The following is a 25,057-nucleotide window of genomic DNA, read 5'->3' as shown; positions in this document are numbered from 1 at the left end:
AGACTACTGCGCGTCGGGACGGCGGTCGCGCTCGACCGGGTCCACCAGCGGGTCGCTGTGCGCGGAGTCGCGCTCGCCGAACTCGGGCGAACCGGTCGCGGCAAGGGGCTCGACCTCGTCCTCGTCCGACGTCTCGACGGCATTCTCGCTCGGGTCGATGAGCCGCGCGATCGCCTGACGGTGGATGGTCAGCAACGTGCCGGGGGTCGACTCGATGACGATCTTGTTCGCCTCGTCGTCGATCGACACGACCGTGCCGAAGAGGCCGGAGCCGGTCATCAGCTCCACTCCCGGCTGAAGGTTATTCTTCATGCTCTCTGCGTCGCGCTGGCGCTTCTTGTTGTTGCGGAACATGAAAATGATCATCACGACGAGCAGCAGGACGAGCAGGATGATCGTCGGATCCATGAGTGGGCCTTCCGGAGTGGATGGGCGATCCGCCGCACGGCCTCAGATCGAGGCGGAACGAATCGAGCGGCCCGTCGGGCCTAGAGAATCATAGATCATCGGGGAACAGGGGCGGCTGGGCCGCCGTTCCCCGGGGGTCGATCCCGAAGTGGCGGTAGGCGTCCGCAGTGGCCACGCGGCCCCGCGGTGTGCGGGTGAGCAGCCCGATCCGCACGAGGAACGGCTCGACGACCGCCTCGACCGTCTCCGCCTCCTCCCCCACCGAGACGGCGAGGGTGTTCAGGCCGACCGGCCCGCCATCGAAGCGGGTCAGCACGATCTCCATCACCGCCCGATCGAGCCGATCGAGCCCGAGCGCATCGACGTCGTACAGCTCCAGCGCCGCACGGACGGCGGTGACATCGGCCCGACCACCGTGCACCAGAGCGAAGTCACGCACGCGACGGAGCAGCCGGTTCGCGATGCGCGGAGTGCCCCGGCAGCGCCCGGCGATCTCGGCCACCGCGTCCGCACCGATGTCGAGCTCGAGCAGCCGAGCCGCCCGCGCGAGGACCTGACGCAACTCGTCCTCCGCATAGAACTCGAGGTGCGCGGTGAAACCGAAGCGGTCGCGCAACGGATTCGGCAGCAGACCCGAGCGCGTTGTCGCCCCGACGAGGGTGAACGGAGCGAGATCGAGCGGGACGGAGGTGGCTCCCGCACCCTTGCCGACCATGATGTCGATCCGAAAGTCCTCCATCGCGAGGTAGAGCATCTCCTCCGCGGAGCGCGCCATGCGGTGGATCTCGTCGATGAAGAGGATCTCGCCGGGCAGCAGCGAGGAGAGCACGGCGGCGAGGTCGCCCGCGTGCTGGATCGCCGGGCCGCTAGACAGGCGCAGCGGCGACGAGCTCTCCTCCGCCACGATCATCGCGAGGGTCGTCTTGCCAAGACCGGGCGGGCCAGCTAGCAGGATGTGGTCCGGCGTGCGCCCCTGCATCGCCGCGGCCTTGAGCAGCAGTTCGAGCTGGCCGCGCACCTTGCGCTGCCCGACGAACTCGCTCAGGTTCTTGGGCCGCAGGGCGCCCTCGAAGGCGACCTCCGCCTCCGAGGCGACCTCGGCGCCGAGCACGTCGTCGCTCACGAGCGTGCCGCCGGGCCGAGGCGGGCGAGGGCGAGGCGGAGCAGCGCCTGGACGTTCGCGGCGTCGGAAGCCTGCGCGTCGAGCAGGATCTCGTCGACCACCTCGGACGCGGTGCGCTCGGGCCAGCCGAGACCGATGAGGGCCGCGAGCACGTTCTGAGCGGCGGTGGCCGCCGGACCCGAGCCGCGCGCGGCGCGCGGCCGGACACTCACCTTGCCGGCGAGCGACAGGATGATGAGCTTCGCCGTCTTGGGACCGATGCCGCTCACCTTGCGGAACACCGCGTCATCCTCGTCGGCGACCGCCTGCGCGATCCGATCCGGCTCGACCGCACCGAGCACGCCGAGAGCCGACTTCGGGCCGACCCCCGTCACTCCGATCAGCAGCTCGAAGATCTCGAGCTGCTCCTCGTCGGGGAAGCCGTAGAGCGTCAACGAGTCCTCTCGGACGATGAGCACGGTGCTGAGCGTCGTCTCGTCGCCGACGCGCATCTCGAGCGCGTGCTGCGGCGTTACGTTCACCGCGTAGCCGACGCCGTGGACATCGAGAACGGCGAGACTCCCGCGGGCGGAGAGGACGGTGCCGCGGAGGGAGGAGATCACCGCGCCAGTCTAGATGCTCGAACAGGCGTTCGACTCGCGGCCTCGGCGGCGCGCCACGCCTGCTGGGCTGGGGTGCCGTCCTCGGCGGGACCCGGTGCGCCGGGAACCGCTGCGTGGGGAACCGCTGCGGGGGGAACCGCCGCCGCTGAGTCGGCTGATGCCCCGAGCGACGCCCGCCAGGCGTGGCAGACCGCGAGGGCGAGCGCATCGGCGGCGTCGGCCGGCGTCGGTGGAGCATCGAGCCGGAGGACGCGCTGGATCATGACAGTGACCTGCCGCTTGTCCGCCGCTCCGTAGCCGGTGACAGCGGCCTTCACCTCGCTCGGCGTGTGCATGCCGACAGGCAGCCCGCGTCGAGCGGCCGCGACCATCGCGACTCCGCTGATCTGCGCGACACTCATCACGGTCCTGACGTTGTCCTGCGCGAAGACCCGCTCGATCGCGACGGAGTCGGGGCGGTACTCATCCAGCAGCGCCTCGAGTCCGTCGCCCAGGGCAAGCAGGCGGCGCTCGAGGGCGTGCTCTGGCGGCGTGCGCAGGACCGTTACGTGAACGAGAGTCGCGCGGCGGTCGCGGCCGACGTCGACAATGCCGACACCGCAGCGGGTGAGCCCGGGGTCGATCCCGAAGACGCGCATCAGGCCGTCGTCCGGGGTCGGGCCGGGCTCACCGCGTCACTCCTCGTTCTCGAGCTCGGCGCGCACCTCGGGCGTGATGTCGAGGTTCGTGTAGACGTTCTGCACGTCATCCGAGTCCTCGAGCGCGTCGATGAGGCGGAAAACCTTGCGGGCCGTCTCGGCGTCGGCCTCGACCTGCAGCGAGGCGACGAACTCGACATCGGCGGAGTCGTAGTCGATACCGGCCTCCTGCAGCGCGGAGCGCGCCGGCACGAGCTCGCTCGGCTCGACCCGCACCTCGAAGCTCTCACCGTGGTCGAGCACGTCGTCCACGTCGAAGTCGAGGACCGCGCCGAGCACATCGTCCTCGGTGACGTTCCCGCCGTGCGGCACCGAGATCACGCCCTTCCTGGTGAAGTTGTAGGCGACGCTGCCCGGGTCGGCCATCGTGCCGCCGTTGCGCGTCATCGCCGTGCGCACGTCCGCCGCCGCGCGGTTCTTATTGTCCGTCAGGCACTCCACGAGTAGCGCGATACCGTTCGGGCCGTAGGCCTCGTACATGATGGTCGTGTAGTCGATGACCTCGCCGGTGAGTCCCGCACCGCGCTTGATCGCACGGTCGATATTGTCGTTGGGTACCGACGTCTTCTTCGCCTTTTGCACGGCATCGACGAGCGTCGGATTGCCGGAGAGATCGGCGCCGCCGATCTTGGCGGCCACCTCAATGTTCTTGATCAGCTTGGCGAAGGATTTCGCGCGACGCGAGTCCTTGATCGCCTTCTGGTGCTTGGTCGTGGCCCACTTGGAATGCCCGGACACGGTGCTCCCTCGGAAATCTCGTTGCGTGCGACCCCCGAGGGCGCCGCTGATGGCAGGGACCAGTCTATTCGAGAGCCGGTCCCCGCCCGGCGTCGGTGCCCGTTCGAGAGCCGGTCCCTGCCCGGCGTCGGTGCCCATTCGAGAGCCGGTCCCTGCCCGGCGTCGGTGCCCATTCGAGAGCCGGTCCCTGCCCGGCTCTCCGCAGTCGGCCATCCGAGGTGGGTGCGCAGCAGGAGCGAGGTTCGCGCGGTGTGCAGCAGATCGGATCGACGGGCGGCTGCACGGCGGGAAAACTCCTCCACAGGTGGTCGAAGGCGGTCAGTTCTCCCGTTGGGACGATCTCACCGGGCAGATGTCGGTGGTCCCTGGTTCAATATACATATGGGATGGACAGTGAGCGCGGAGGCGTCGGAGACGGCGCTCGAGGAGGTGCGGGCGCGGGCGGATCGCGCGTCCGCGCTCGTCCGCTCCGCCGCGCCCGTCTTGCTCGCGGCGGCAGACGAACTGTACGCGAGCTACACCGCCGCCCTCGCCCACCCTGAGTCGTTCGCCCGAGGTCGCAGCCTCTCGCGTAGCGAGGCGGGCGACCTCGTCGAGCGGTCGATCCGCGCCGAGTTGGCGGTCTCACTGGGAGTCTCCGAGCGTGTCGCGGCTCGAGAGCTCGAGCAGGCGCAGCTACTGGCGGAGGATCTGCCCCGCACCCGCGCAGCGCTTGCAGAAGCGCGGATCCGGTGGGAGGCCGGGCAAGTGATCTGCGGAGTCGCGCGGACCCTGCCTGCCGCTTCCCGGGCCGCGTTCGACCAGCGGGCGGCCGATGCGGCCGCCTCGCTGACGCCGACACGCCTGCGGAGTGCGGTCGCGCGGCTGCGGGACGAGGTGCACGAGGAGCCGCTTGCCGAACGGCACACTCGCGCCCGCGACGACCGGAGTGTCTGGGTCGGAGCAGACGTCGACGGGATGGCCACGCTGTGTGCCCGACTGCCGGCGCCCGTCGCGCTCGGAGCATTCGATCGGCTCGACCGCATCGCCCGGACCCTCCGCGAGAGCGGAAGCACCCCCGGGCAGGAGCGCGACGGGGAGGTGCGCACGTTGGCGCAGCTGCGTGCCGATGCCCTCACCGATCTGCTCTGCGACGGCGACGTCTCAGGGTCGACCCCCGGCGGCAACGAGCTCGACCGAACCTTCGTGCCCGGTGTGCGCGCCGAGGTCCGCTTGACCCTCCCCGCCCGGACCGCCGCCGGACTCGACGATGGCCCGGCACACCTCGACGGATACGGACTAATCCCCGCCGTGGTCGCTCGCGAGCTCGCGAGCGTCGCGACCTCCTTCACCCGCGTCCTGACGGATCCGGTTACCGGTGCGGTCCTCTCGGTCGGGCGCACCCTCCGCGTACCGCCCCCGCGCATGCGGCTCCATCTTCAACTGCGGGACGTGACCTGTCGCTTCCCCGGTTGCGCCCGGCCTGCGTCGACCACCGAGGCAGACCACGCGCTTGAGTGGCGCAATGGCGGCGAGACGGCCCTCCATAATCTCCTCAGCCTCTGCGTCGCCCACCATCACGTCCGTCACGGCGATCGCTGGACCTACGTACTCCACGCCGACGGCACAGCCGACTGGACCACCCCGACCGGCCGCCGCGTCACCACCAGGCCACCCGCTCTGCCCGGCGCTCCCCCGCGCGCCCGCCCTCACTTCGTCGACACCCCTCCCCCCTTCTGATTCGGCGCCCCTCGTGCACCGCCGCCCCCGCCCGCTATCGGAGCAGCCGCGACAGCACGCGGTCGGCGAGGACCTTGCCGCCGGTCTGGCAGGTGGGGCAGTACTGAAGCGTGGAGTCGTGGAAGATCACCTGGCGGACGGTGTCGCCGCAGACCGGGCAGGCTTCGCCGGTGCGGCCGTGGACCCGCATCCCGAGCTTCTTCTCCCGCTTGAGGTCGGCGGCGTGCAGGCCCTCCGCGCGAGCGAGCGCCTCCTCCAGGGTGTAGCGGAGCGCCGAGTAGAGACGGTCGAGCTCGTCGCCAGTGAGCGCGGCGGGCTTGAAAGGAGACATCCGAGCGACATGCAGAATCTCGTCGGAGTAGGCGTTGCCGATCCCGGCGATGCGCGACTGATCGCGGAGGACGCCCTTCAGCTGCGCCCGGCCCGCGGTGGCGAGGATCGCGCCGAAGATCTCCTTCGTGAAAGCCGGATCGAGCGGATCGGGGCCCAGGCGGGCGACGCCCGGCACATCGAGCGGGTCGGCGACGATCGAGAGCGCCAGACTCTTCTTCGTGCCTGCCTCCGTCACGTCGAAGCCGGACCCGTCAGCGAGGATCAGCCGCGCGGCGAGCGGGCCCCGACCGGGCTTCACCGGGGCCGTCGGCCGCTCCGGACGCCAGCGGACCCAGCCGGCGCGGGCCAGGTGCAGCAGGACGTGCGCGTCTCCGACGGCGAGGTCGAGGAATTTGCCGTGCCGCGTCACTGCGTGCACGACCTCGCCGGCCAGGGCCGAGGGCGAGATCGCCACCGTCTTCAACGCGGAGACCGCGAACACGTCGAGCCGTTCGAGCACACGTCCACCGAGACGCGCGTTCAGGTCGAGGGCGAGCGCCTGGACCTCGGGGAGTTCGGGCATGCGACCACCGTGCCGCGCAGCTCCGACACCGTCCACCCCGGCCGGACGACCCGCGGGGGTGTCAGGCGCCGAAGCGCGTCGCCGCGACCTTCCGCAGGAACAGCTCGTGGAAGCGGTAGTCGCCGGTGATCTCAGGATGGAAGGCCGTGCCGAGCACATTGCCCTGCTCGACCGCCACGACGCGACCGTCGGCGACGCTCGCGAGCGCGGTCGCCCGCTCCCCCAGCTCCTCGACGACCGGCGCACGAATGAAGACCGCGTGCACAGGAGGATCGCCGATCGCCGGCACATCCAGGTCGGTCTCGAAGGAGTCGAGCTGGTTGCCGAAGGCGTTCCGGCGGACCGACACGTCCAGGCCACCGAAGCTGCGCTGGCCGTCGATCCGGTCGAGCACCCGGTCCGCGAGCATGATCAGCCCTGCGCAGGTGCCGTAGACGGGCAGACCGGCCTCGATCGCGTCGGCCACCGGCTCCGCGAGTCCGAAGAGCCGCGAGAGCTTGTCCATCACCGTCGACTCGCCGCCCGGGATGATCAGGCCCGCGACGGACGCGAACTCCTCCGGACGGCGCACCAGCAGCACCTCGGCGCCGAGTTCGCGCAGGACGTGCGCGTGCTCGCGGACATCGCCTTGCAGTGCGAGGACACCGACGCGGAGCCCGTCGAGGGACTCCCGCGTCAGTCCTGCACCCGCGAGGGGCGCGTCGCCGCTACCAGCCACGCTCGGCGAGGCGGTGCGGCGCGGGCACATCGGCCACGTTGATGCCGACCATCGCCTCGCCCAGGCCGCGCGAGGCCTCCGCGACGACCTTCGCGTCGTCGAAGAAGGTGGTCGCCTTCACGATCGCGGCCGCACGCTTGGCGGGCTCACCCGACTTAAAGACGCCCGACCCGACGAACACGCCGTCCGCGCCCAGTTGCATCATCAGTGCCGCGTCGGCCGGAGTCGCGACCCCGCCAGCGGTGAAGAGGACGACGGGGAGCTTGCCGGTCCGCGCGATCTCGGCGACCAGGTCGTAGGGCGCCTGCAGTTCCTTGGCCGCGACGTAGAGCTCGTCCTTCGTCATCGCCTTGAGGCGGTTGACCTCGGCCGAGATGGTGCGGATGTGCTTGGTCGCCTCGGAGACGTCGCCCGTGCCGGCCTCACCCTTCGAGCGGATCATCGCCGCGCCCTCGGTGATGCGGCGCAGCGCCTCGCCCAGGTTGGTCGCGCCGCAGACGAAGGGGACGGTGAAGTTCCATTTGTCGATGTGGTTCACGTAGTCGGCGGGCGAGAGGACCTCGGACTCGTCGATGTAGTCGACGCCGAGTTCCTGCAGGATCTGCGCCTCGACGAAGTGGCCGATGCGCGCCTTCGCCATGACGGGGATCGAGACGGCCGAGACGATGCCGTCGATCAGGTCGGGGTCGCTCATCCGCGCGACTCCGCCCTGCGAGCGAATGTCGGCGGGGACGCGCTCGAGCGCCATCACGGCGACCGCGCCGGCTTCTTCCGCGATGCGGGCCTGCTCGGCGTTGACGACGTCCATGATGACGCCGCCCTTAAGCATCTCGGCGAGACCGCGCTTGACGCGGCTCGAACCGAACTGCTCCGAGGCGGACGAGGACGAAGTGGTGGTGTCGGTCATGTTCGCGAGTCCTGTTCTATGCGGCGTCCCAGTCTACCGGGGCGGCCGGGCCTACCGGGCCGGCCAGGCCGCTGCAAGGCTCGTGCGCACGTCGCCGAGCAACTGCGGGAGCGCCTTCGTGCGGGCGATGATCGGGAAGAAGTTGGCGTCGGTCGCCCACCGCGGAACGACGTGCTGATGCAGATGCGCGGCGATCCCGGCTCCGGCGACCGCGCCCTGGTTCATTCCGAGGTTGAAGCCGTCGTTGTTCGACACCGAGCGCACGACGCGCATCGCCGTCTGAGTGAGCGACCCGATGTCGGCCACTTCCTCCGCAGTGGCCTCGTCGTAGAGCGGGATGTGCCGGTACGGGCAGACCAGGAGGTGGCCGGAGTTGTAGGGGAACAGGTTGAGCAGCACGTAGGCGTGCTCCCCGCGAGCAACGATCAGGGCCTCCTCGTCACTCAGCGTGGGGGCCACGCAGAAGGGGCAGTCGTCGGCGCCGAGCTGTCCCTTCTGGCCGAGCTGTCCCTTCTGGCCTAGCTGTCCCTTCTGGCCTAGCTGTCCCTTCTGGATGTAGACCATGCGGTGCGGCGTCCACAGCCGCTGGAACTCATCCGGCACGCCCGCGAGGTGCGCGGAGCCCTCCGCGCCGTCGGGCACGAGGTCGGGCACGCTCAGACCTGCGCCTTCGTGGCGACGGCCTCACGGATGCGCGCGACAGCGTCGGCGACCGGGATCGCGTTCTCCTGCGTCCCGTCGCGGAATCGGAAGCTGACGGCCCCGGCGTCACGGTCCTTCTCACCCACGATCATCTGAAACGGCACCTTCTGCAGCGTGGCATTGCGGATCTTCTTCTGCATCCGGTCGCTGGAGTAGTCGATCTCGGCGCGGATCCCGGAGCGCTTGAGCTCACCGACGACGTCCTCGAGGTAGGGCAGGTACTCGTCGGCTATCGGGATGCCCACGACCTGCACCGGCGACAGCCAGACCGGGAATGCACCCGCGTAGTGCTCGGTGAGGATGGCGAAGAAGCGCTCGATCGAGCCGAAGAGCGCGCGGTGGATCATCACCGGGCGCTTCTTGGATCCGTCGGACGCCGTGTACTCGAGCTCGAAGCGCTCGGGCTGATTGAAGTCGAGCTGGATGGTCGACATCTGCCAGGTGCGGCCGATCGCGTCGCGCGCCTGCACCGAAATCTTCGGGCCGTAGAACGCGGCTCCGCCCGGGTCGGGCACCAGCTCGAGACCGGAGGCGACGGCGACCGCGCGCAGCGACTCGATCGCCTCCTCCCACTGCTCGGGCGCGCCGACGAACTTCGGGTTGCCCTCCTCGTTGGTGGAGAGCTCGAGGTAGAAGTCGTCGAGGCCGTAGTCGCGCAGCACCTGCAGCACGAATTCGAGGTTGCGGGTCAGCTCGGCCGACACGTCCTCCTGCGTGACGTAGATGTGGGCGTCATCCTGGGTGAGTCCGCGGACGCGGGTGAGGCCCTGCAGCGTGCCGCTCTTCTCGTAGCGGTAGACCGTACCGAACTCGGCCAGGCGCAGCGGGAGCTCGCGGTAGCTGCGGCCGCGCGAGCGGAAGATCAGATTGTGGAACGGGCAGTTCATGGGCTTGAGGTAGTAGTCCTGGCCCTGGCGGGTGACGTTGCCGTCCTCGTCCTGCAGCTCGTCGAGGTGCATCGGGGGGAACATCCCCTCGGAATACCACTGGAGGTGCCCGCTAGTCGTGAACAGGTCGCCCTTGGTGATGTGGGGCGTGTAGACCAGCTCGTAGTCGTGGGCGAGCAGCTGCTCGCGCATGTACTGCTCGATCTCGTAGCGGATGATCCCGCCCCTGGGGTGGAACACCGCCAGGCCGGAGCCGATCTCGTCCGGGAACGAGAACAGATCGAGCTCGTGGCCGAGCTTGCGGTGGTCGCGGCGGGCCGCCTCCTCGAGCCGGGCCTGGTACTCGCGCAGCTCGTCCTTCGTGGGCCAGGCGGTGCCGTACACGCGCTGAAGTTGCGGGTTCTTTTCGGAGCCGCGCCAATACGCCGCCGCATTGCGGGTCAGGGCGTAGCCGTTGCCGATCATGCGGGTGTTGGGCAGGTGCGGGCCGCGGCAGAGGTCCTTCCACACCGTCTCACCCGAGCGCGGGTCGACGTTGTCGTAGATGGTCAGCTCGGCGCCGCCCACCTCGACGCTCTCGTCCTCGGCTCCGCCACCTTTGATGCCGATCAGCTCGAGCTTGTAGGGCTCACCGGCGAGCTCGGCGCGCGCCTCCTCCTCGGTGACGACGCGGCGGACGAACCGCTGGCCCTGGCGCACGATCCGGTCCATCGCCTTCTCGAGCGCCTTCATCGCCTCGGGCGTGAAGGGCTCCTCGACATCGAAGTCGTAGTAGAAGCCGTCGGTGATGGGCGGGCCGATGCCCAGCCTCGCCTCCGGGTTGATCTGCTGCACGGCCTGCGCGAGCACATGAGCGGCGGAGTGCCGGAGGACGTTCAGACCATCGGGCGAGGAGATCAGCACCGGTTCGATGCGATCGCCGGGGACGACGTCGGCGGCCAGGTCCTTGAGCTCACCGTTGATGCGGATGGCGACCACGGCCCGGTCGGTGAAGTGCGTGAATCCCGTACCCGCCTCGGTGACGACCGCGTGGGACTCGTTCTCTGCGGGATTCAACGGTTCGTTCGACACGTACGGGCACTCCTCGGGCTCGGCTGACCCCTCGACTGTAGTCGGCGGCGGGCGAGTCGGCGGCGGGCTCTAGGCGAGCGCGTCGCAGACCCGGGCGCCGAGTGCTCGCAGGGCGCAGGCCAGCTCGTCGCTGTCGGCACCGGGAAGGACCAGTGAGCTGCGCTCCAGCTGGTGCAGGAGCACCTTCTCCTCCTGCATCTCCCCGGACGCCCTGCGGGCAGAGCCGGGTCCGCTCGGTGGGGCTCGTCTCGTCATCGGGGCGCAGTCGAGGCCATTCCGTCGCGCCTTCGGACGCAGGCAGGCTCCGGCGCCGCCCTAGAATCAGCGCATGCCCGACGACTCCGCTGTGCCCGCGCCCGGTCCCGCAGACGGCGTGCCCGAGGGCACCCCGGAGCAGGAGCTGTACGCCTACCCGTCGGCGCCGTCCTCCTCGGCCGGGCGCAACCCGATAGCGCTCACGAGCCTCGTGCTCGGGATCCTGAGCCTGCTGATCAATCCCCTGCTGATCCCGTCGATCCTGGCGATCGTGTTCTCGGTGCGCGGGCGGACGTCCGCGGCGACAGTGGGCGCCGGACGCGGACTCGCGACCGGCGGGCTGGTCACCGGCATTGTCGGTCTGGTCTCGGGGGTGTTCACCTTCGTGGGCAACCTTTCCGGCGGGCTTTCCGGCAACCTTTCCGGCGGACTCGTCGGCCTGGCCGGTTGACCGCCCGCCGGAGCGCGCCCTGGCTCGTCGTCGTCGCGGTCGCGCTCGCCGCCCTGGTCCTGCGCGGACCGATCGTCGCGGTCGCACCGGTGATCGACGCGGTACGGGAGGACCTTCAGCTCTCCTCCGGCCAAGCGGGGATCCTCACCAGCATCCCTGTGCTGTGCTTCGCCCTGGCGACCCCACTCGCGCTGCTGGTGATCCGCCGGGCCGGGCCGGACGCCGCCGTCACCGTCACGGTGCTCGGAGTCGCACTCGGCACGGTCGTGCGCTCGGTCGGCGACGTCGTGCCCGTCGTCGCGGGAACGATCCTGATCGGCGTGTCCATCACGATCGGCAATGTCGTCCTCCCCGTCGTGATCCGCCGCGACGTCCCACCCGCACGCATCGAGCTGACGACCGGCGTGTACACCGCGGCCCTCAACGTCGGGTCCACGATCACCTCCCTCGGGACCGCTCCGCTCGCCGTGGCCCTCGGCTGGCGTAGCGCCCTGCTCGTCTGGCTCGCGCTCAACGCGCTCGCGCTCGGGGGCTGGCTCCTCGCTGTCGGCCCCGGGCAGCCCTGCTGCCGGCGCCGCGCCCCGCCCGCGCCGCCCGGGGCCGGCCGCGCCCGCCCGCGCATCTTCCGCAGCGCCACCGTGCTCGCCCTCGCGCTCTGCTTCTCGAGCCAGGCGTTCTCGTACTACGGAGTGACCGCCTGGCTGCCCTCGCTGCTGGTCGACCGCAACGGCTTCTCGAGCGCGACGGCCGGAGCGAGCGCGTCCGTGTTCCAGCTCGCGGCGGTCGCCGGCGCCCTCGGCGTGCCGCTCCTGGTGCGCCGACTGAGGGCCCTGGGCAGCATCGTGCTGGTAGGCCTGCTCTGGTGCACGGTCCCGGCGGGGCTGCTGCTGGCACCGCAGCTCTGGGCCCTCTGGTGCTTTCTGGGCGGGGCAGCGCAGGGCGGCGGATTCACGGTGGTGTTCGTTCTCGTGGTGCGGCTCTCGCGTTCGGACGCGCACGCATCACGACTCTCGGCCACGGTGCAGGGCATCGGCTACGCGGTGGCGGCGACAGCGCCCACCGTCATCGGATTCGCGCACGACGCGAGCGGGGGCTGGGAGGCGCCGCTGGTGACGGTGCTCGCCGCCACCAGCTCCTTCCTCCTCTTCGGGACCCTCGCCGCGGCGCGCCAGCGCCGAGCGTGACCATCGACGCGACCGGTCGGAGAGCCAGACCCGTCGGAGAGCCAGACCCGTCGGAGACTCAGACCGGTCGGAGAGTCAGACCGGTCGGAGAGTCAAGGGGGCCGTGCGACATCTGTCGGACCCGTAGCGTGTCGGCATGGCCGAGCAGAGCACGACCCGCGAGAAGACTGCGCCCGATCCTGACGACTCCCGCAAGCCGGATGCCATCACCGACATCACCAAGCGCTCCTGGTTTTACGTCCTCAAGAAGACGGCGCGGGAGTTCGGCGCCGACCAGTGCACCGACCTCGCCGCCGCGCTCACCTACTACGCCGTGCTCGCGCTCTTCCCGGCCCTGCTGGCGATCGTGTCAGTGCTCGGACTCTTCGGCCAGGCGCAGGCCACGACCGACCTGGTCCTCGACCTGATCGGTAACCTCGCATCCGGCCAGGTCGTCGACCTGCTGCGCGACCCGATCCAGGCACTGACCAGCTCCTCCGCCGCGGGTCTTGCTTTCGTGACGGGTGTCGTCGGCGCGATCTGGTCCGCCTCCGGCTATGTGGGCGCTTTCGGCCGAGCGATGAACCGCATCTACCAGATCGACGAGGGCCGTCCGTTCTGGAAGCTCCGCCCGACGATGCTCGGTGTCACTGTCGTGACCGTCGTCCTGATCGTCGTCGCCGCGCTGATCCTGGTGCTCAGCGGGCCCGTCGCCTCGGCCGTCGGTGACGTGGTGGGCCTGGGCCCCGCCGCACTCACCGTGTGGAACATCGCCAAATGGCCGGTGCTGGTCATCATTGCCGTCGTGATCATCGCGATCCTTTACTACTGGGCGCCCAACATCCGCCAGCCGAAGTTTCGGTGGATCAGCGTCGGCTCGATCGTCGCGCTCGCGATCTGGCTGATCGCCTCGACCGGATTCGCGTTCTATGTGGCCAACTTCTCCAACTACAACACAACCTACGGCTCGCTCGGAGCGGTGATCGTGTTCCTGCTCTGGGTCTGGATCACCAACATCGCTCTGCTCTTCGGAGCCGAGTTCGACGCGGAACTCGAGCGCGGCCGTGAGCTCCAGGCCGGCATCGAGGCGGAGGAGACCGTCCAGCTCCCCCCGCGCGACACGGCGGCGAGTGACAAGAAGGCGGCGGCGCACGACAAGGACGTCCGCGACGGCCGCTGGCTGCGCTTGTCCAGCGAGAACCGCGGCGACGCCGACGACCACGGCGAGGACGCGGAGAAGGGTTGAGTCAGGACTCGGCTGGCCAGAAGGCTCGTCGTCGGGCGCGACCCGACCTCGGCGAGGATCCGCGGCACGATGACTCGGCCCTTCAGTCCGCGCAGATGTGCGATCTCGCGCCTAAGATTCACGCCCGTTGAGAGCGCATTCCAGCGCAGGGAGCCCTCGGCCACGCGGAAGGCTAGGCCGTCGAGTCGGTCGCGCCAGACGAGCCCGGATCGGTCCCGCCGTGCAAAATACGCGCCAGTTCAGGGATCCGGAAGCCCTCGAGTGAGGGTCGCCGTGTCAGATACGGTCCACCCATGCCCCCAGGGTGAGCGGCAGGACCGGGAAAACATCTGCAAGCCGCATCGCGCGCCAATTGGATCCTGCAAATAGCCCGCCCCTACCCTTTTGGGCGTGCTGGAGCAGCCGCTCCACGCGCCCGGTGACGAAGGAACCCCCTTGACGCAGAGCGACGACGACCTTGAGCCGGCGCAGCCCGACTTCTCCAGGGAGCAGGAGGGCTACCGGCCAGGCCTCAAGCCCCGACAGCTGCAAATGATCGCTATCGGCGGCGCGATCGGCACCGGTCTCTTCCTCGGCGCGGGTGGCCGTCTCGCCTCCGCGGGCCCCTCGCTCGTGGTGGTCTACGCGGTCTGCGGCATCTTTGCCTACCTCATCCTGCGCGCGCTCGGCGAACTCGTGCTGCACCGGCCAAGCTCAGGGTCCTTCATCTCCTATGCCCGCGAGTTCCTGGGCGAGAAGGCCGCCTTCGTGGCGGGCTGGATGTACTTCCTGAACTGGGCGATGACAGCGATCGCCGACGTCACCGCGGTGGCCCTCTACGTGAAGTACTGGTCGCTGTTCTCCTCCGTGCCCCAGTGGCTGCTCGCCCTGATCGCGCTGGTCGCGGTGCTCTCGCTCAACCTGGTCTCGGTGAAGGTCTTCGGCGAGCTGGAGTTCTGGTTCGCGCTCATCAAGGTGACCGCGCTGGTGGTCTTCCTCCTGATCGGAGTCGTCGTCCTCGCCGCGGGCTGGCCGTTGCAGACCGGTACCGTCACTGTCGATCCAGGGATCAGCCTGTGGCACAACAACGGCGGCGTCTTCCCGGGCGGTCTGATCGCGAGCGTGCTGGTCGTCCAGGGAGTCGTCTTCGCCTATTCGGGCGTCGAGCTGGTCGGCACGGCGGCGGGCGAGACCGCCGAGCCGGCGAAGGTGATCCCTCGGGCGATCAACTCGGTCATCCTGCGCATCGCCGTCTTCTACGTCGGCTCGGTGCTGCTGCTGACCTTGCTGCTGCCCTTTACGGCCTACTCGAAGGGCGAGAGCCCGTTCGTCACGTTCTTCAGCTCGCTCGGCGACGGCTCGTCGGGCGAGATCGCGGGATCGATCATGAACTTCGTCGTCCTGACGGCCGCGCTCTCGAGCATCAACGCCGGACTCTACTCGACGGGCCGGATCCTGCGCTCGATGGCCCTCAACGGCTCCGCTCCCGCTTTCACGGGGCGGATGAACAAGCAGGGAGTCCCCTACGGCGGCATCTTGCTCACCGCGAGCATCACCCTGGTCGGCATCGTGCTCAACCTCTTCGTGCCGGCGGAAGCGTTCGAGATCGTCCTCAATGTCTCGGCGCTGGGCATCGTCACCGGCTGGGCGATGATCGTCCTCTGTCAGATGCAGCTCCAGCGCTGGGCCGCCCAGGGCCGCCTTCAGCGCCCCTCCTTCCGTATGCCGGGTGCTCCCGTCAGCTCGTGGATCACCCTGGCCTTCCTGGTGATCGTCGTCGTCCTGATCGCCATCGACTTCCCGACGGGCACCTGGACCGTGGGGATCGTCGCCGTGATCGGTGTCCCGGCCCTCATCGTCGGCTGGAACGTGGCCAAGCCACGCATCCTGTCCATCACCGCCGCCCGCGACGGCTTTACGGGCGCTCACCCCGTGATTGCGGCGCGCCCCGCCTCCGAAGCCAAACGTGACGAGAACGAACGCCGCCGCGAGTAGAGCGGATCAGCGCCACCGCAGATCAGCGCTACCGCAGATCAGCGCCACCGCAGATAGCGCAGCAGCAGCGTGTCGCCGGCGCTGAGCACATGCGCCAGGTGCTGCGGGCGTGGTCCGGGGACGTCCCCGCTCACGAGTCGCCCAGAGTCCCCCGCCTCGAGCGTCGGGCTGACGGTGAGGCAGAGCTCATCGACGGCGTCCTCGGCGAGGAGGGCGCCCAGCAATGACGGGCCGCCCTCGCAGTGGATCCGGCCCAGTCCGCGCTCGGCGAGCTGCGCCCGCATCCGCCGCACGTCGAGCCGCTCCTCGCCGCAGATCAGCACGTCGCTCACCTCAGCGAGCTCTGCTCGGCGGCGCACCGGGGCGGATCCGATTGTCACCACCACGGGGCGCACCGGCGCCTCGGTGAAGATGCGCGAGCCGGGGTCGAGCTCGAGCGAACCCGAGACGATCGCGAAGACCGGGTGCGGCGCCAGCCCGGCGCTCCGCCGAGCGCGGACCGCTTCGTCGGCGAGGAGCATCGGCCCGTAACCCTCGATCCGCACCGTGCCCGCCGCGACGAGCACGACGTCGGCGAGCCGACGGAGGAGGTCGAAGACGCGCAGGTCCGCCTCGCCGCCGAGATCACCGGAGACTCCGCCGCGGGTGACCGCTCCATCGATACTCGCGACGAAATTGACCCGGAGCCACTCCGCGCCCGTCCCGTTCGCGTACAGGGCCAGCAGGGCCTCGTCCGAGAGGTCGCGACCCGTGGGCACGAGTCCGTCGATGCGTGTGCTCACGCGGCCGGCCCCATATTGTGGCGGAGGAAGGCGGGCGCACGCCAGCCCAGTACCGCCTCCGTCAGCCGCACCGCGTCCACCGCCTGGCGGACGTCGTGCATCCGGATGATCCGCGCGCCGTGGAGGATGCAGATCACCGCCGCAGCGAGCGAGCCCTCAAGCCGCTCCCCCTGCGGCCGGTCCAGCACCTCGCCGATGAAGTCCTTATTCGAGACCGCCGCGAGGACCGGCAAGCCCAGCGCGGCCACCTCGCCCAGCCGTCGAGTGAGTTCGAGGGTGTGCAGGGTGTTCTTGTTGAGGTCGTGGCCCGGGTCGACAATGATCCGCTCGGCCGGCACTCCACCGGCGAGTGCGAGCTCAACGCGGCTGCGCAGATAGTCGACGACCGTCGCCACCACATCGTTGTACTCGGGCCGCTCGGGCTCGCTGCGAGGGGCGCCCACGCTGTGGGTGATCACGAGCTGGGCGGAGGAGGACACGACGACATCGAGCATCCCCGGATCGTGCAACCCGCTCGTGTCGTTGACCACGCCGGCCCCCGCTGCGATGCTCGAGCGGGCGACCTCGGCGCGCGTGGTGTCGACCGAGACCACCACGTCGCTCCGCTCGGCGATACCCGCTACGACCGGGACGACCCGGTCGAGCTCCTCCTGCAGCGAGACGGCCGGGCCGCGGCCGAAGGGCACCCCACCGATGTCGACCCAGTCGGCGCCGGACTCCGCGGCGCGCACCGCCGCTTGGATCGCGCTGTCCAGGGCGAAAGTGGAGCCCTTGTCGTAAAAGGAGTCGGGGGTGCGGTTCACGACCGCCATGACGGCGACCTGCCGCTCGAAATCGAACTCTCGTCCGCCGATGTGCCGCACTATCACGGGCGCATCCCTCCCGGAGGCTCGATACCGGCGCTGTCGAAACGCCTCGGACGATGCTCTCCGCTGCCGCCCGGCCGACCGCCGAGGGTTCTGGCGGTGGGGGTCTCGTGGTGGGCGATACTGGGATCGAACCAGTGACCTCTTCCGTGTCAGGGAAGCGCGCTACCGCTGCGCCAATCGCCCGCTGCTCCGTGCAGAGCTCCTCGTTCGGTGAACGATCGAGGTGGATACGGGATTCGAACCCGTGTAGACGGCTTTGCAGGCCGCTGCCTCGCCTCTCGGCCAATCCACCGTGTACGGGATTCGGTGTCGGCGACCCGAAGGCCGACGTGGTGGGAGGCACCCGAGGGTGCTTTCCCGATGACAACGGCCCGGAGACCGATGTTCGAGCGGATGACGAGATTCGAACTCGCGACCCTCACCTTGGCAAGGTGATGCGCTACCGCTGCGCCACATCCGCATGTAGGTCGTGCTGGTGTTGCTGGTGCTAATACTCATCTCCCCGGCGCTTTCACTGCCCGGCTCGACCTAGAAGAATGTATACGACACGAGTGCTGGTTTCCAAATCGAGCGGGCACCGATCTCGTCACCGGACGTCGGTTCCGCGGCTTTCCGCGTGAAACCCGCTCGTCGCCGCCCGTTCTCCCGGGCGTGGCGGGTGAGCGTGGCGTATCCGGACCCCGCGGATCCGCTACGATCATCTTTCGGGTCGTCCAGCACGTCCCCCTGGGCGATTGGCGCAGTTGGTAGCGCGCTTCCTTCACACGGAAGAGGTCATCGGTTCGAGTCCGGTATCGCCCACCATCCGAACAGCCCTTCTGCCGCTTGGTAGAAGGGCTTTTCGCCGCCCTCATAGCCCCGCCTCGCTCTCATCGACGCGCACCCCCGGCGCACCCCCGCCGCTATTCAGCAGCGCCAGGCCAGCCATATCAGCTTGGGTGCCGAGGTAGTGCATGTACCGATCCGTGATCGACACCGACCCGTGTCCGAGCCACTTGGAGACCGTCGCTAGATCGACACCACGAGCCAGAGCCAGCGTGGCGAACGTGTGCCGTAGATCGTGAATTCGACGCCCGCCCGAGGCCTCCGTGAAGCCCGACGAACGCAGGAACTGCGACCGCCAAAGTTGCCCGCCGTGCTCACCCGTCAGCAACAAGTCATCCGGACGCTTCAAGCGCATGAGTTCGCGAACGATCGCCCAGGCTGGTTCGGCGAGCGGCACACGTCGAACTCGACGGCCCTTCGTGCTCTTGACCGGCTCGCCCTCTGACCGGCTCCGCGCGACCCGTAGCGACGGCGTGGGCTGCTCGCTGACGTCCTTCACTCTAAGCTCGCGGGCCTCCCCAAATCTTGCTCCGGTCCAGGCGAGAACCGTCACGAGGTCAGCGCAATGCTCGCAGCGTGCGCGCACCTTCTCCACTACATCGAACAAATCAGCCTCAGAGAGCGGACGCATCTCGGACGGCGGGCCGACTGGCGCGGGAAGCCGTGATGCGGTCACCGGATTCTGTGCCGTGCGACCCTCAGCGATGCACCACGCGAAGAACGCCGACAGCGACCCGCGATAGCGCTTCATCGACCCGTCCGACTGATGCTGATGCTGACGCAGGTAGACGTACCAACGTTCGACATCGACCGGTAGCACCGAGGCCACAGCACGCGCCCCCAGCGACGGCGACATGAGCCGAATCAACTGACCGTCCGTCGCCGCAGCCTGTGGCGTCACCGTCGCCCGACGATGCTCCAGCCATTCCGGCAGCAGATCGCGTATCAGCACCTTCCCAGCCCGCAGGTCGACACCGCCGACCGCTTGCGCCTCCGTACGTTCGGCCCACGCGATTGCGTCGCGGCGCAGATCGAAAGTGCGCGATCCCAGCACCACCCGACCTCGCTTGGCGATACCCCGCCAGCGGCCCGCATCCGTCTTACGAACGAATGCCATCACGCCACCCCCGCCAGCTTCTCAACTGCCGCGCGGGGGTACACGCGGCGATGCCCGACATAGACCGGCTGCACCGGGAGCTTGCCTTGCTGAGCAAGCCTCGTGAGGGTACTAGGGTGGCACCCCAAATGCGCCGCGAGATCGCGCTCAGAAATAAACAACCGGTCATCTGACGAGGCCGTGTGATCAGTCATCATCGCGCCCCTCTTCAAACTCGCGGTCAGCCGCAGCCTCAATTTCTGCGTGCCAGTCACACTCACGCTGAAGCTCCCACTCCTGCGCACGCTGACGCTCCCAAACACGGTCCCGAAGCTCGTAAAGCTCACCCAGCGTGTCGGCAGCCTCCGGACCCTGACCGCGCATCGCCGCAGCTATCGCACCGAGCTCCATGCGCCGAATGAAGGCGTTCAAGTCTTCCAGCGAGTAGTTCGTCAGATCGTCAGGTGCAGCGTTCATGATGCCGCCCCTTCCCGCAGGGCCGCGAACCGCTCCATGTCTGCCGAGGCCTCAGCAAGCACCTCATCCGACACCCAGAACGCCCGCACGCGCTGCACCGTCCCCGACTCCTCATCCATCGCGTACCCGACGCCAGGCGTGGACTGCGGGATCAACTCGCACTTGGCCCCCGCATCATACGCAGCCGGACCAATCGCCAGCTTCGTATCATCGGCAGTCCGGAACCGAAGGCCTACGACGTTCGTGAACAGCGGACGTGCCAGTAGTGAGTCAGCACGAGGATCCTGGCCGAACGCGAGCAAACAGACCCGGGCTGCTCGTCCGCGCGAGGTGATCGACTTGATATCAGCTTCAACCGCAGCCTTCTCCTTGCTACTCGGAGCGCTATAGACCAGCGAAGCGAACTCGTCGAAGATCATCAGCCGGGCGGGCTGTTCCGGCGTCGGCACATGCTTACGTGAACCGACTGACAACATGTGCTCGAGCCGCCGATCCACCTCGGCACGCAGCGCGGCGATCATCTCCGCTGCCTGCTCGAACGTGGTCGCCGTACGTGCGAACATCGGCAACGCGGCTGACAGCTCCACGCCGCCCTTCAAATCGGCTCCCCAGACTTCGACAGTCCCAGCCTTGATATGCGGCGTCAGCGCAAGGACGGTAGACCATAGCCACGAACCCTTTCCGGCACCGGACGCCCCAAGTACCAGAGTCTGACGGTCGAACACGTTGACCCGGTACTCAGCGCCGGCGTCCGTGCGCCCCACCAGCACTGGCGCAATCGGATCAGCCGACGCCGGCCCCACCTGGAACGGGATGCTCTCAGCAAGCTGATCGACCGGGGCAGCGCGACGCCATACGATCCGCACCACGGCATCGGTCTGTCGTTGCACCGTCACCCAATCAGCAGGCGCCGCCACCACCGGAGCATACGACTCAGCGCGCTTGACCAACTCATCCGTCGTCGCGGCCTGAGTCTGCGCCACCGTGAGCACGACCCAATCCGGCATCACACGGAAACGCGCCGAAGGCAGCCGCTTCACCGGCCTCCGCCTCGCCCACTCGTAGTCGTCATCCGACAGCGCCGGGATCAGTCGCATCCCCACGGCATGCCGGTAGCCCTGCACCGCTGCACGACGAGTAGCCCGCGCTCTAAGCCAGCGCCGCCAATCACCAACCCCTGGTGCGAACCTCGGAAACCAAATCAGGGCAGCCACACCCGCAGCCAGCAACACAATCGCGAGCAGCAGTGCCGCCACGCTCGTGCGCGCCTGCATGAGCGATGCGACGACGATGACAACATAGGCGGCGGTGTACCCGAACGCGAGAAGGGAGCGCCCGACGCCCTTCGTTAGCCACCAACCCCACGACCTCAGCAGGGCGCTCATCGTGCAGACCCCGAGGGAATCAACTTGCCGATCATGAACACCGAGCGAAGCTCCGGCTGGTAGCCGGTGCCGTCTGCCAGAGAGCGAACCTCCACCTCGTAGTGCACCGACGAATTCGCCGGAACATCGTTCAGTGAGAGCGTCACACCCTCTCGTAGATCGCCCTTCATCGCGACGGAGTATCCGCAGGCGTCACTACCATCAAGACGAATCTCGCCCCAGAACAGCACCGCTCCCTCACACAGAGTGCTTAGAAACGGTGAATTTCCTTCGACAGTCGAGACTCGGAACCAAACCCCGCCGCCCCCATACGATGGCAGCCACACCTCAGCCCTTGCCGTTCCCGGTTCGCTGCCTTCGACCACCTCACCGAGACGAATTCCGTACTCGTCCCCAGGAAGTGAGCGAATCTGCACCTCTGTGCCCTCCCGCGCCGGAGTATCCACCTCAACGGGCGCAGCCGCCGAACACGCCGCCAGCACCACAACCGCCGCAGCAGCAAACGCACAAACCGTCACGCGACGCCCGACCTGAACGAGCTTCGACATGATCACGCCTCCAACGCCACGAGAGCGGATGCCCGGAAGAACAGTCCAGCAGCCTGAATGCCGCCACCGTCGCCGGGGATCGCATAGTTGCCGACCTCCAGGCCCTCGAAGCCCGTCGCCAGCGGCAGAATCTCCGGCTCCGTACGGGACGTTATAGAGACCGTGATCAACTCCGGCTTCTCCAGTGGGTCATCGCTCATCTTCAGCGCAGTCACCGACCACACGGGCAGGTTGCTCACCCGGTCGATCTTCTGCTCACCCGTCTTGCGATCCGCGATCTTCGGCTGAAACGACAGCGCCCGGATGTCCTCAGACTCATCAATCTTGAACATGGTGTTCCTCTCGTCCTGGTGAACCAGTTTGGTTCACCACTGCAACGTACCACGTCGAACCGTGTTGGTTCAACGAATCTTGTTGATTGCTCGTCTTCGCAACGTTCTTGCACGTTCATCTGCACCAAACTGGCGCGCTCTGCTAGCGTTGCCTCATGAGCGCGAACGAGCTTCCTCCGACTTATCAACCAGCACGCAACTACGTCGCGCCCGGACTGGCCGACGATCCCAGCAATCTCGCGCCATACTTCGAGCGCATTATCGCGACGGCGAGGCAAGCGATGGGCGAAGTCGTGACTGCGAAGGGCCGCACCTCGCGCGAGCGCCTGGGTGACGCGTTGTCGAGCCTCGCCATCGTTAGACGTGATGCCGAGATTGCGCAGCGCCTCACAGTTGAGGTCGCGCTGTTGGGAGGCCACCTCTCACAACGCGAAGCTGCCCGTGCACTCAACGGCACGCTTGACGACCCGACGGCAACCCCCATCGGCACGGTCGGGCAAGCATCCATCGGTCGGTGGGCACACGACCCGCTGACACATGACGACATACCCGACTAATCGGCGCGTCCTCTGCCCCTGGCCTGTTCGCAGGTCAGGGGCTTTTCGTTGCCGGGATGCGGGCCTAACCGAGAGAACGCGGACGATACACTCAGTCTGAGCGGAAGAGGCCATACAGTGCGACATCCAAGCAAGACAGCCCTGCGAACCATCGTCACCGGCGCAGCCACGCTGACCTTCTCCGGCGGAATTGCCCTACTCATAGTCGGACTACTCTCGGACAACCCCGCCTTGATCGGGTTCGCGACCACCGCCGTACCCGCATCGCTAGCCTCAGCTGCGGCAGTGTTCGGCGTTCAAACTTGGTCGGACGTGCGCATCCAGGCAGTTGATGAGAAGTCCCGTGATGCTCTTGAAAGCTTCATCTCAAACGCGACCGCGGTAGTAATGCAAGGCCTAAATCTCCAAGATGTCGATCTCCCGATGCGCGCAAATATTGTGACGTGGGGATCGTCCGAGTTACTTGACAAGCTCGCGGACAGAACACTCCTAATCGACGCTATTGGCGCAGAATATCGAGACGAAATTGCTCGCCAGCGCGCAGCGCTCGGAGATGCCAACGCCACCGTCACGCTTGAACTCGGACCGCGCAAAGCGCAGCTGGCCATGCTTACTACCGAAGCAATCGCGCTAGCGCGTCGAGATATCGGACTCGACCCAGTAGACGCGAAGAAGGTCTACGGAGTCCTGTTCGGCACCGTCGACGGACTGACTTACGACGAAGTTGCCGGACTTCGGCAGTAGGCGCTCATTCCGATCGGGCCAGCGACCGGCGTCCCCATATCGGGGGGGGCGCTGACGCGTATCCGGCCTTGCCGGGAAAAGACGCCCCACACGAACAAGACGGGCGCTGACGCGCCCGTGCGGGTGAGCGTGTGCGCCTTGCGCGTGCGGCCTTCGGCCGTTCGCGGCGCACACGCACCCCGCCCGCAGGGTCACGCCGCCCTGTCTGGGGCCGCTTCCCCGTCAATTCCGACCGCATCAGTGCTGCCGCGCGCCGCAAGCGGCCCTTGCCCTCGACGACGACGCAAACCAAGCACGCCAAATAGGGCCGACAGCCGTAGCCGCCAACCCTCATGCCCGGTGCGCAGAGTTACGGTGCCCGCGCGTGCTGCTTCGCGCTCCAAGCCTCACGAGCACGCCGCGCCGCTTGCTCAGCCAGCCACTCCGCCAACCTCACATCACCGTCACTCAATCCGCCGCCGACGTCAGCAGGCCGATTCGCCTCCATCCAGGCCGCGCGTTCCTCCCTCAATCGCTTCCGCGTTAGGTGCGACAGGCTCCATCCCTCGCGCTGCTCAGTCGGACGCGAAACCGTCACGACGTGGCCGCCATATCCGAGGTTGTCATGCGCCCGTCGAGGGCAATCCGATGGCCCGCCAGGAGGGCAGTCCACGCAACGCACACCGATCCGCGCGGCCTGTCGCATCCGCTTGACGAACTCGACCCGCTCAGGCGTCGCCGTTTCGTCACGTTCCCCCGGCGTGATGTCCTTGGTCGAATACGCAAGGCACTTCGAAACGTACGAGACGATGCGTGCAGCAGCCCGCGACATGTCCGGCGTCACGTCATCCGACTCCGTGACTCGCGCCCGAATCTCTCGATCCTGCACACCCCGCTTGCCCCACTCGACAACCTCGCCCGTAACGGGATGCGTCGCTGTCGCCATACGCGCAGCGTGTCCCATCGTCTCGGCATCGACGGCTGCCCCCACAGGAACTCTCAAGACGATGTGGAGGTGCAGCGCCATGCGGTGTTGTAACTCTCGTACGGCGTAATACTCCGCATCCGGGCAGAGCCGCCGCATCGCCGCAGCCGCCGACTTCCACAGCCGCCCGAGCGCCCCGTGCCACCGCACCTGATCCTCATACCGGTACGAATCCGGATCAATCGGCAGCCCGCGTAGGTGCACGTCATCGTGCCCATGAGTCTGCCCGCACTTGCAACGCTTGCCCGCATCGCGCTCCCATTTCGGCACCAGATGCACCGAGCCGAACGATGGAGCGGACAGCGTGATGAAGAAGTACTTGTACAACGGGAGCGGGTGCCCGTCGGCGTCGTAGATGCCCGACCGTGCGATGCGCTGCCAATCGCCACGATATAGACCAGCGCACGACGGACACACCGCTGTACGGCGAGACTGACACCGAATGAACCGGCCAGGCTCGACCTCGTACGGACGAGCGCAGATGTGCGAGCGGATCGCGGCGAGGACATCATCGGACGGTAGGCCAGATGTGCCCGTGGAGGTCATATCGTGCGCACCCCCGGCGCACCCCCACCGTGCAAACGACGACCAATCCCCGCAGCAGATGCAACGAAATCACCGTATGGAACCCGCTGCGCAGCAGGTTCCGAGTCCTTCACACGGAAGAGGTCATCGGTTCGAGTCCGGTATCGCCCACCCTCTGGTGGGCCGCTCTCCTGCCGTCTCCGGCGCGCTCGGCCTCGACGGGTTGCCGCTCGACCTACGCTTGGTCGGCCTCGGAGTCGCCGCTGGCTGGGCCCTCGCACCCGATGCCCGTGCTGGACTCCGTCGGCTCGTGGCGCGAGACGATCCTGTTCTGGCTGATGCCCACGGTTCGCGCCTCGAACTCCCCTCCCCGCGCCTGCGGCCCCTCGGAGCGCC

27 protein-coding genes and 4 tRNA genes are annotated in these 25,057 nt (G+C 68.0%); 8 read left to right on the top strand and 23 right to left on the bottom strand.

Annotation, left to right across the window (positions count from 1 at the left end; genetic code table 11):
- Positions 1-3: 3 nt before the first annotated feature.
- From yajC to C1O28_RS05185, 5 genes are all read right to left on the bottom strand, one after another.
- Positions 4-408, bottom strand: coding sequence for a preprotein translocase subunit YajC (yajC, locus tag C1O28_RS05205; RefSeq protein WP_097167046.1), 405 nt, complete (start codon positions 406-408; stop codon positions 4-6).
- An 88-nt stretch (positions 409-496) separates the two neighbouring features.
- A complete protein-coding gene (ruvB, locus tag C1O28_RS05200) occupies positions 497-1,531 on the bottom strand; it encodes a Holliday junction branch migration DNA helicase RuvB (protein WP_097167045.1) in 1,035 nt (344 codons plus the stop codon).
- Positions 1,528-2,133: a Holliday junction branch migration protein RuvA gene (ruvA, locus tag C1O28_RS05195; RefSeq protein ID WP_097167044.1), complete on the bottom strand. Its 606-nt coding sequence runs from the start codon at positions 2,131-2,133 to the stop codon at positions 1,528-1,530. The genes ruvB and ruvA overlap by 4 nt, the downstream gene beginning before the upstream one ends.
- A complete protein-coding gene (ruvC, locus tag C1O28_RS05190; protein WP_097167043.1) occupies positions 2,130-2,771 on the bottom strand; it encodes a crossover junction endodeoxyribonuclease RuvC in 642 nt (213 codons plus the stop codon). Before ruvC ends, ruvA begins: the two co-directional genes overlap by 4 nt.
- A 36-nt stretch (positions 2,772-2,807) precedes the next feature.
- The gene (locus C1O28_RS05185) at positions 2,808-3,569 is read right to left on the bottom strand and encodes a YebC/PmpR family DNA-binding transcriptional regulator (RefSeq protein WP_097167042.1); all 762 of its coding nucleotides are present in this window, start codon (positions 3,567-3,569) and stop codon (positions 2,808-2,810) included.
- Positions 3,570-3,950: 381 nt separating this feature from the next.
- Here C1O28_RS05185 and C1O28_RS05180 point away from each other — a divergent pair, with 381 nt between their 5' ends.
- Complete coding sequence (locus C1O28_RS05180) at positions 3,951-5,288, top strand: HNH endonuclease signature motif containing protein (protein WP_160487551.1); 1,338 nt, start codon at positions 3,951-3,953, stop codon at positions 5,286-5,288.
- 34 nt (positions 5,289-5,322) lie between these two features.
- Here the strand turns inward: C1O28_RS05180 and C1O28_RS05175 are convergent, their stop codons facing one another.
- The 6 genes from C1O28_RS05175 to C1O28_RS05150 form a co-directional block, all read right to left on the bottom strand.
- A complete protein-coding gene (locus C1O28_RS05175; protein ID WP_097167041.1) occupies positions 5,323-6,183 on the bottom strand; it encodes a DNA-formamidopyrimidine glycosylase family protein in 861 nt (286 codons plus the stop codon).
- 61 nt (positions 6,184-6,244) lie between these two features.
- On the bottom strand, positions 6,245-6,901 hold the full coding sequence (gene pdxT, locus C1O28_RS05170; RefSeq protein WP_419866659.1) for a pyridoxal 5'-phosphate synthase glutaminase subunit PdxT: 657 nt from the start codon (positions 6,899-6,901) through the stop codon (positions 6,245-6,247).
- Positions 6,891-7,808 carry a pyridoxal 5'-phosphate synthase lyase subunit PdxS gene (gene pdxS, locus C1O28_RS05165; RefSeq protein WP_097167039.1) on the bottom strand — a complete coding sequence of 306 codons (918 nt, stop codon included), beginning with the start codon at positions 7,806-7,808 and terminating at the stop codon, positions 6,891-6,893. Before pdxS ends, pdxT begins: the two co-directional genes overlap by 11 nt.
- A gap of 51 nt (positions 7,809-7,859) precedes the next feature.
- Positions 7,860-8,462 carry an HIT family protein gene (locus tag C1O28_RS05160; RefSeq protein WP_243392079.1) on the bottom strand — a complete coding sequence of 201 codons (603 nt, stop codon included), beginning with the start codon at positions 8,460-8,462 and terminating at the stop codon, positions 7,860-7,862.
- A gap of 2 nt (positions 8,463-8,464) precedes the next feature.
- On the bottom strand, positions 8,465-10,453 hold the full coding sequence (gene thrS / locus C1O28_RS05155; RefSeq protein WP_097167084.1) for a threonine--tRNA ligase: 1,989 nt from the start codon (positions 10,451-10,453) through the stop codon (positions 8,465-8,467).
- Positions 10,454-10,537: 84 nt separating this feature from the next.
- Positions 10,538-10,723, bottom strand: coding sequence for a hypothetical protein (locus tag C1O28_RS05150; RefSeq protein WP_127821444.1), 186 nt, complete (start codon positions 10,721-10,723; stop codon positions 10,538-10,540).
- A gap of 73 nt (positions 10,724-10,796) precedes the next feature.
- Between C1O28_RS05150 and C1O28_RS05145 the strand changes: the two genes are divergently transcribed.
- From C1O28_RS05145 to C1O28_RS05130, 4 genes are all read left to right on the top strand, one after another.
- Positions 10,797-11,174 carry a DUF4190 domain-containing protein gene (locus tag C1O28_RS05145; RefSeq protein WP_097167038.1) on the top strand — a complete coding sequence of 126 codons (378 nt, stop codon included), beginning with the start codon at positions 10,797-10,799 and terminating at the stop codon, positions 11,172-11,174.
- Complete coding sequence (locus C1O28_RS05140) at positions 11,171-12,358, top strand: MFS transporter (RefSeq protein ID WP_127821443.1); 1,188 nt, start codon at positions 11,171-11,173, stop codon at positions 12,356-12,358. The genes C1O28_RS05145 and C1O28_RS05140 overlap by 4 nt, the downstream gene beginning before the upstream one ends.
- 136 nt (positions 12,359-12,494) lie before the next feature.
- Complete coding sequence (locus tag C1O28_RS05135; protein ID WP_097167036.1) at positions 12,495-13,583, top strand: YihY/virulence factor BrkB family protein; 1,089 nt, start codon at positions 12,495-12,497, stop codon at positions 13,581-13,583.
- 435 nt (positions 13,584-14,018) lie between these two features.
- Entirely contained in the window at positions 14,019-15,557 is a 1,539-nt protein-coding gene (locus C1O28_RS05130) for an amino acid permease (RefSeq protein WP_237398130.1), read from the top strand.
- A 38-nt stretch (positions 15,558-15,595) separates the two neighbouring features.
- On the opposite strand, the gene C1O28_RS05125 is transcribed toward C1O28_RS05130, so the two are convergent.
- From C1O28_RS05125 to C1O28_RS05105, 5 genes are all read right to left on the bottom strand, one after another.
- A complete protein-coding gene (locus C1O28_RS05125) occupies positions 15,596-16,339 on the bottom strand; it encodes a pyrimidine reductase family protein (RefSeq protein WP_097167035.1) in 744 nt (247 codons plus the stop codon).
- On the bottom strand, positions 16,336-17,208 hold the full coding sequence (folP, locus tag C1O28_RS05120; protein WP_419866658.1) for a dihydropteroate synthase: 873 nt from the start codon (positions 17,206-17,208) through the stop codon (positions 16,336-16,338). The genes C1O28_RS05125 and folP overlap by 4 nt, the downstream gene beginning before the upstream one ends.
- 108 nt (positions 17,209-17,316) lie before the next feature.
- Positions 17,317-17,391, bottom strand: a tRNA-Val gene (locus tag C1O28_RS05115).
- Positions 17,392-17,429: 38 nt separating this feature from the next.
- Positions 17,430-17,500, bottom strand: a tRNA-Cys gene (locus C1O28_RS05110).
- 96 nt (positions 17,501-17,596) lie between these two features.
- A tRNA-Gly gene (locus tag C1O28_RS05105) sits at positions 17,597-17,668 on the bottom strand.
- Positions 17,669-17,936: 268 nt separating this feature from the next.
- Between C1O28_RS05105 and C1O28_RS05100 the strand changes: the two genes are divergently transcribed.
- Positions 17,937-18,012: transfer RNA gene (locus C1O28_RS05100), tRNA-Val, on the top strand.
- Positions 18,013-18,058: 46 nt separating this feature from the next.
- Here the strand turns inward: C1O28_RS05100 and C1O28_RS05095 are convergent.
- From C1O28_RS05095 to C1O28_RS05075, 6 genes are read right to left on the bottom strand one after another with little or no spacing between them, the layout of a single operon-like run.
- Positions 18,059-19,150, bottom strand: a complete 1,092-nt coding sequence (locus C1O28_RS05095) for a tyrosine-type recombinase/integrase (protein ID WP_097167034.1) — start codon at positions 19,148-19,150, stop codon at positions 18,059-18,061.
- Positions 19,150-19,344, bottom strand: a complete 195-nt coding sequence (locus C1O28_RS16050; protein ID WP_419866660.1) for a helix-turn-helix transcriptional regulator — start codon at positions 19,342-19,344, stop codon at positions 19,150-19,152. Before C1O28_RS16050 ends, C1O28_RS05095 begins: the two co-directional genes overlap by 1 nt.
- Positions 19,337-19,606: a hypothetical protein gene (locus C1O28_RS05090; protein WP_097167033.1), complete on the bottom strand. Its 270-nt coding sequence runs from the start codon at positions 19,604-19,606 to the stop codon at positions 19,337-19,339. The genes C1O28_RS16050 and C1O28_RS05090 overlap by 8 nt, the downstream gene beginning before the upstream one ends.
- Positions 19,603-20,991, bottom strand: coding sequence for an FtsK/SpoIIIE domain-containing protein (locus C1O28_RS05085; RefSeq protein WP_097167032.1), 1,389 nt, complete (start codon positions 20,989-20,991; stop codon positions 19,603-19,605). Before C1O28_RS05085 ends, C1O28_RS05090 begins: the two co-directional genes overlap by 4 nt.
- On the bottom strand, positions 20,988-21,539 hold the full coding sequence (locus C1O28_RS05080) for a hypothetical protein (RefSeq protein WP_127821442.1): 552 nt from the start codon (positions 21,537-21,539) through the stop codon (positions 20,988-20,990). Before C1O28_RS05080 ends, C1O28_RS05085 begins: the two co-directional genes overlap by 4 nt.
- 2 nt (positions 21,540-21,541) lie before the next feature.
- Positions 21,542-21,871: a hypothetical protein gene (locus C1O28_RS05075; RefSeq protein ID WP_097167031.1), complete on the bottom strand. Its 330-nt coding sequence runs from the start codon at positions 21,869-21,871 to the stop codon at positions 21,542-21,544.
- A 155-nt stretch (positions 21,872-22,026) separates the two neighbouring features.
- Here C1O28_RS05075 and C1O28_RS05070 point away from each other — a divergent pair, with 155 nt between their 5' ends.
- On the top strand, positions 22,027-22,428 hold the full coding sequence (locus C1O28_RS05070; protein WP_127821441.1) for a hypothetical protein: 402 nt from the start codon (positions 22,027-22,029) through the stop codon (positions 22,426-22,428).
- Between the two features lie 117 nt (positions 22,429-22,545).
- A complete protein-coding gene (locus tag C1O28_RS05065; protein WP_127821440.1) occupies positions 22,546-23,172 on the top strand; it encodes a hypothetical protein in 627 nt (208 codons plus the stop codon).
- 349 nt (positions 23,173-23,521) lie between these two features.
- Here the strand turns inward: C1O28_RS05065 and C1O28_RS05060 are convergent, their stop codons facing one another.
- Positions 23,522-24,682, bottom strand: coding sequence for a replication initiator (locus C1O28_RS05060; RefSeq protein WP_097167029.1), 1,161 nt, complete (start codon positions 24,680-24,682; stop codon positions 23,522-23,524).
- Between the last annotated feature and the right edge of the window lie 375 nt (positions 24,683-25,057).

Source organism: Rathayibacter rathayi, assembly GCF_004011095.1.
Lineage (GTDB): Bacteria > Actinomycetota > Actinomycetes > Actinomycetales > Microbacteriaceae > Rathayibacter > Rathayibacter rathayi.
The sequence above is the reverse complement of the archived record's forward strand: the minus strand, read 5'-3'. Positions and strand labels throughout refer to the sequence as shown.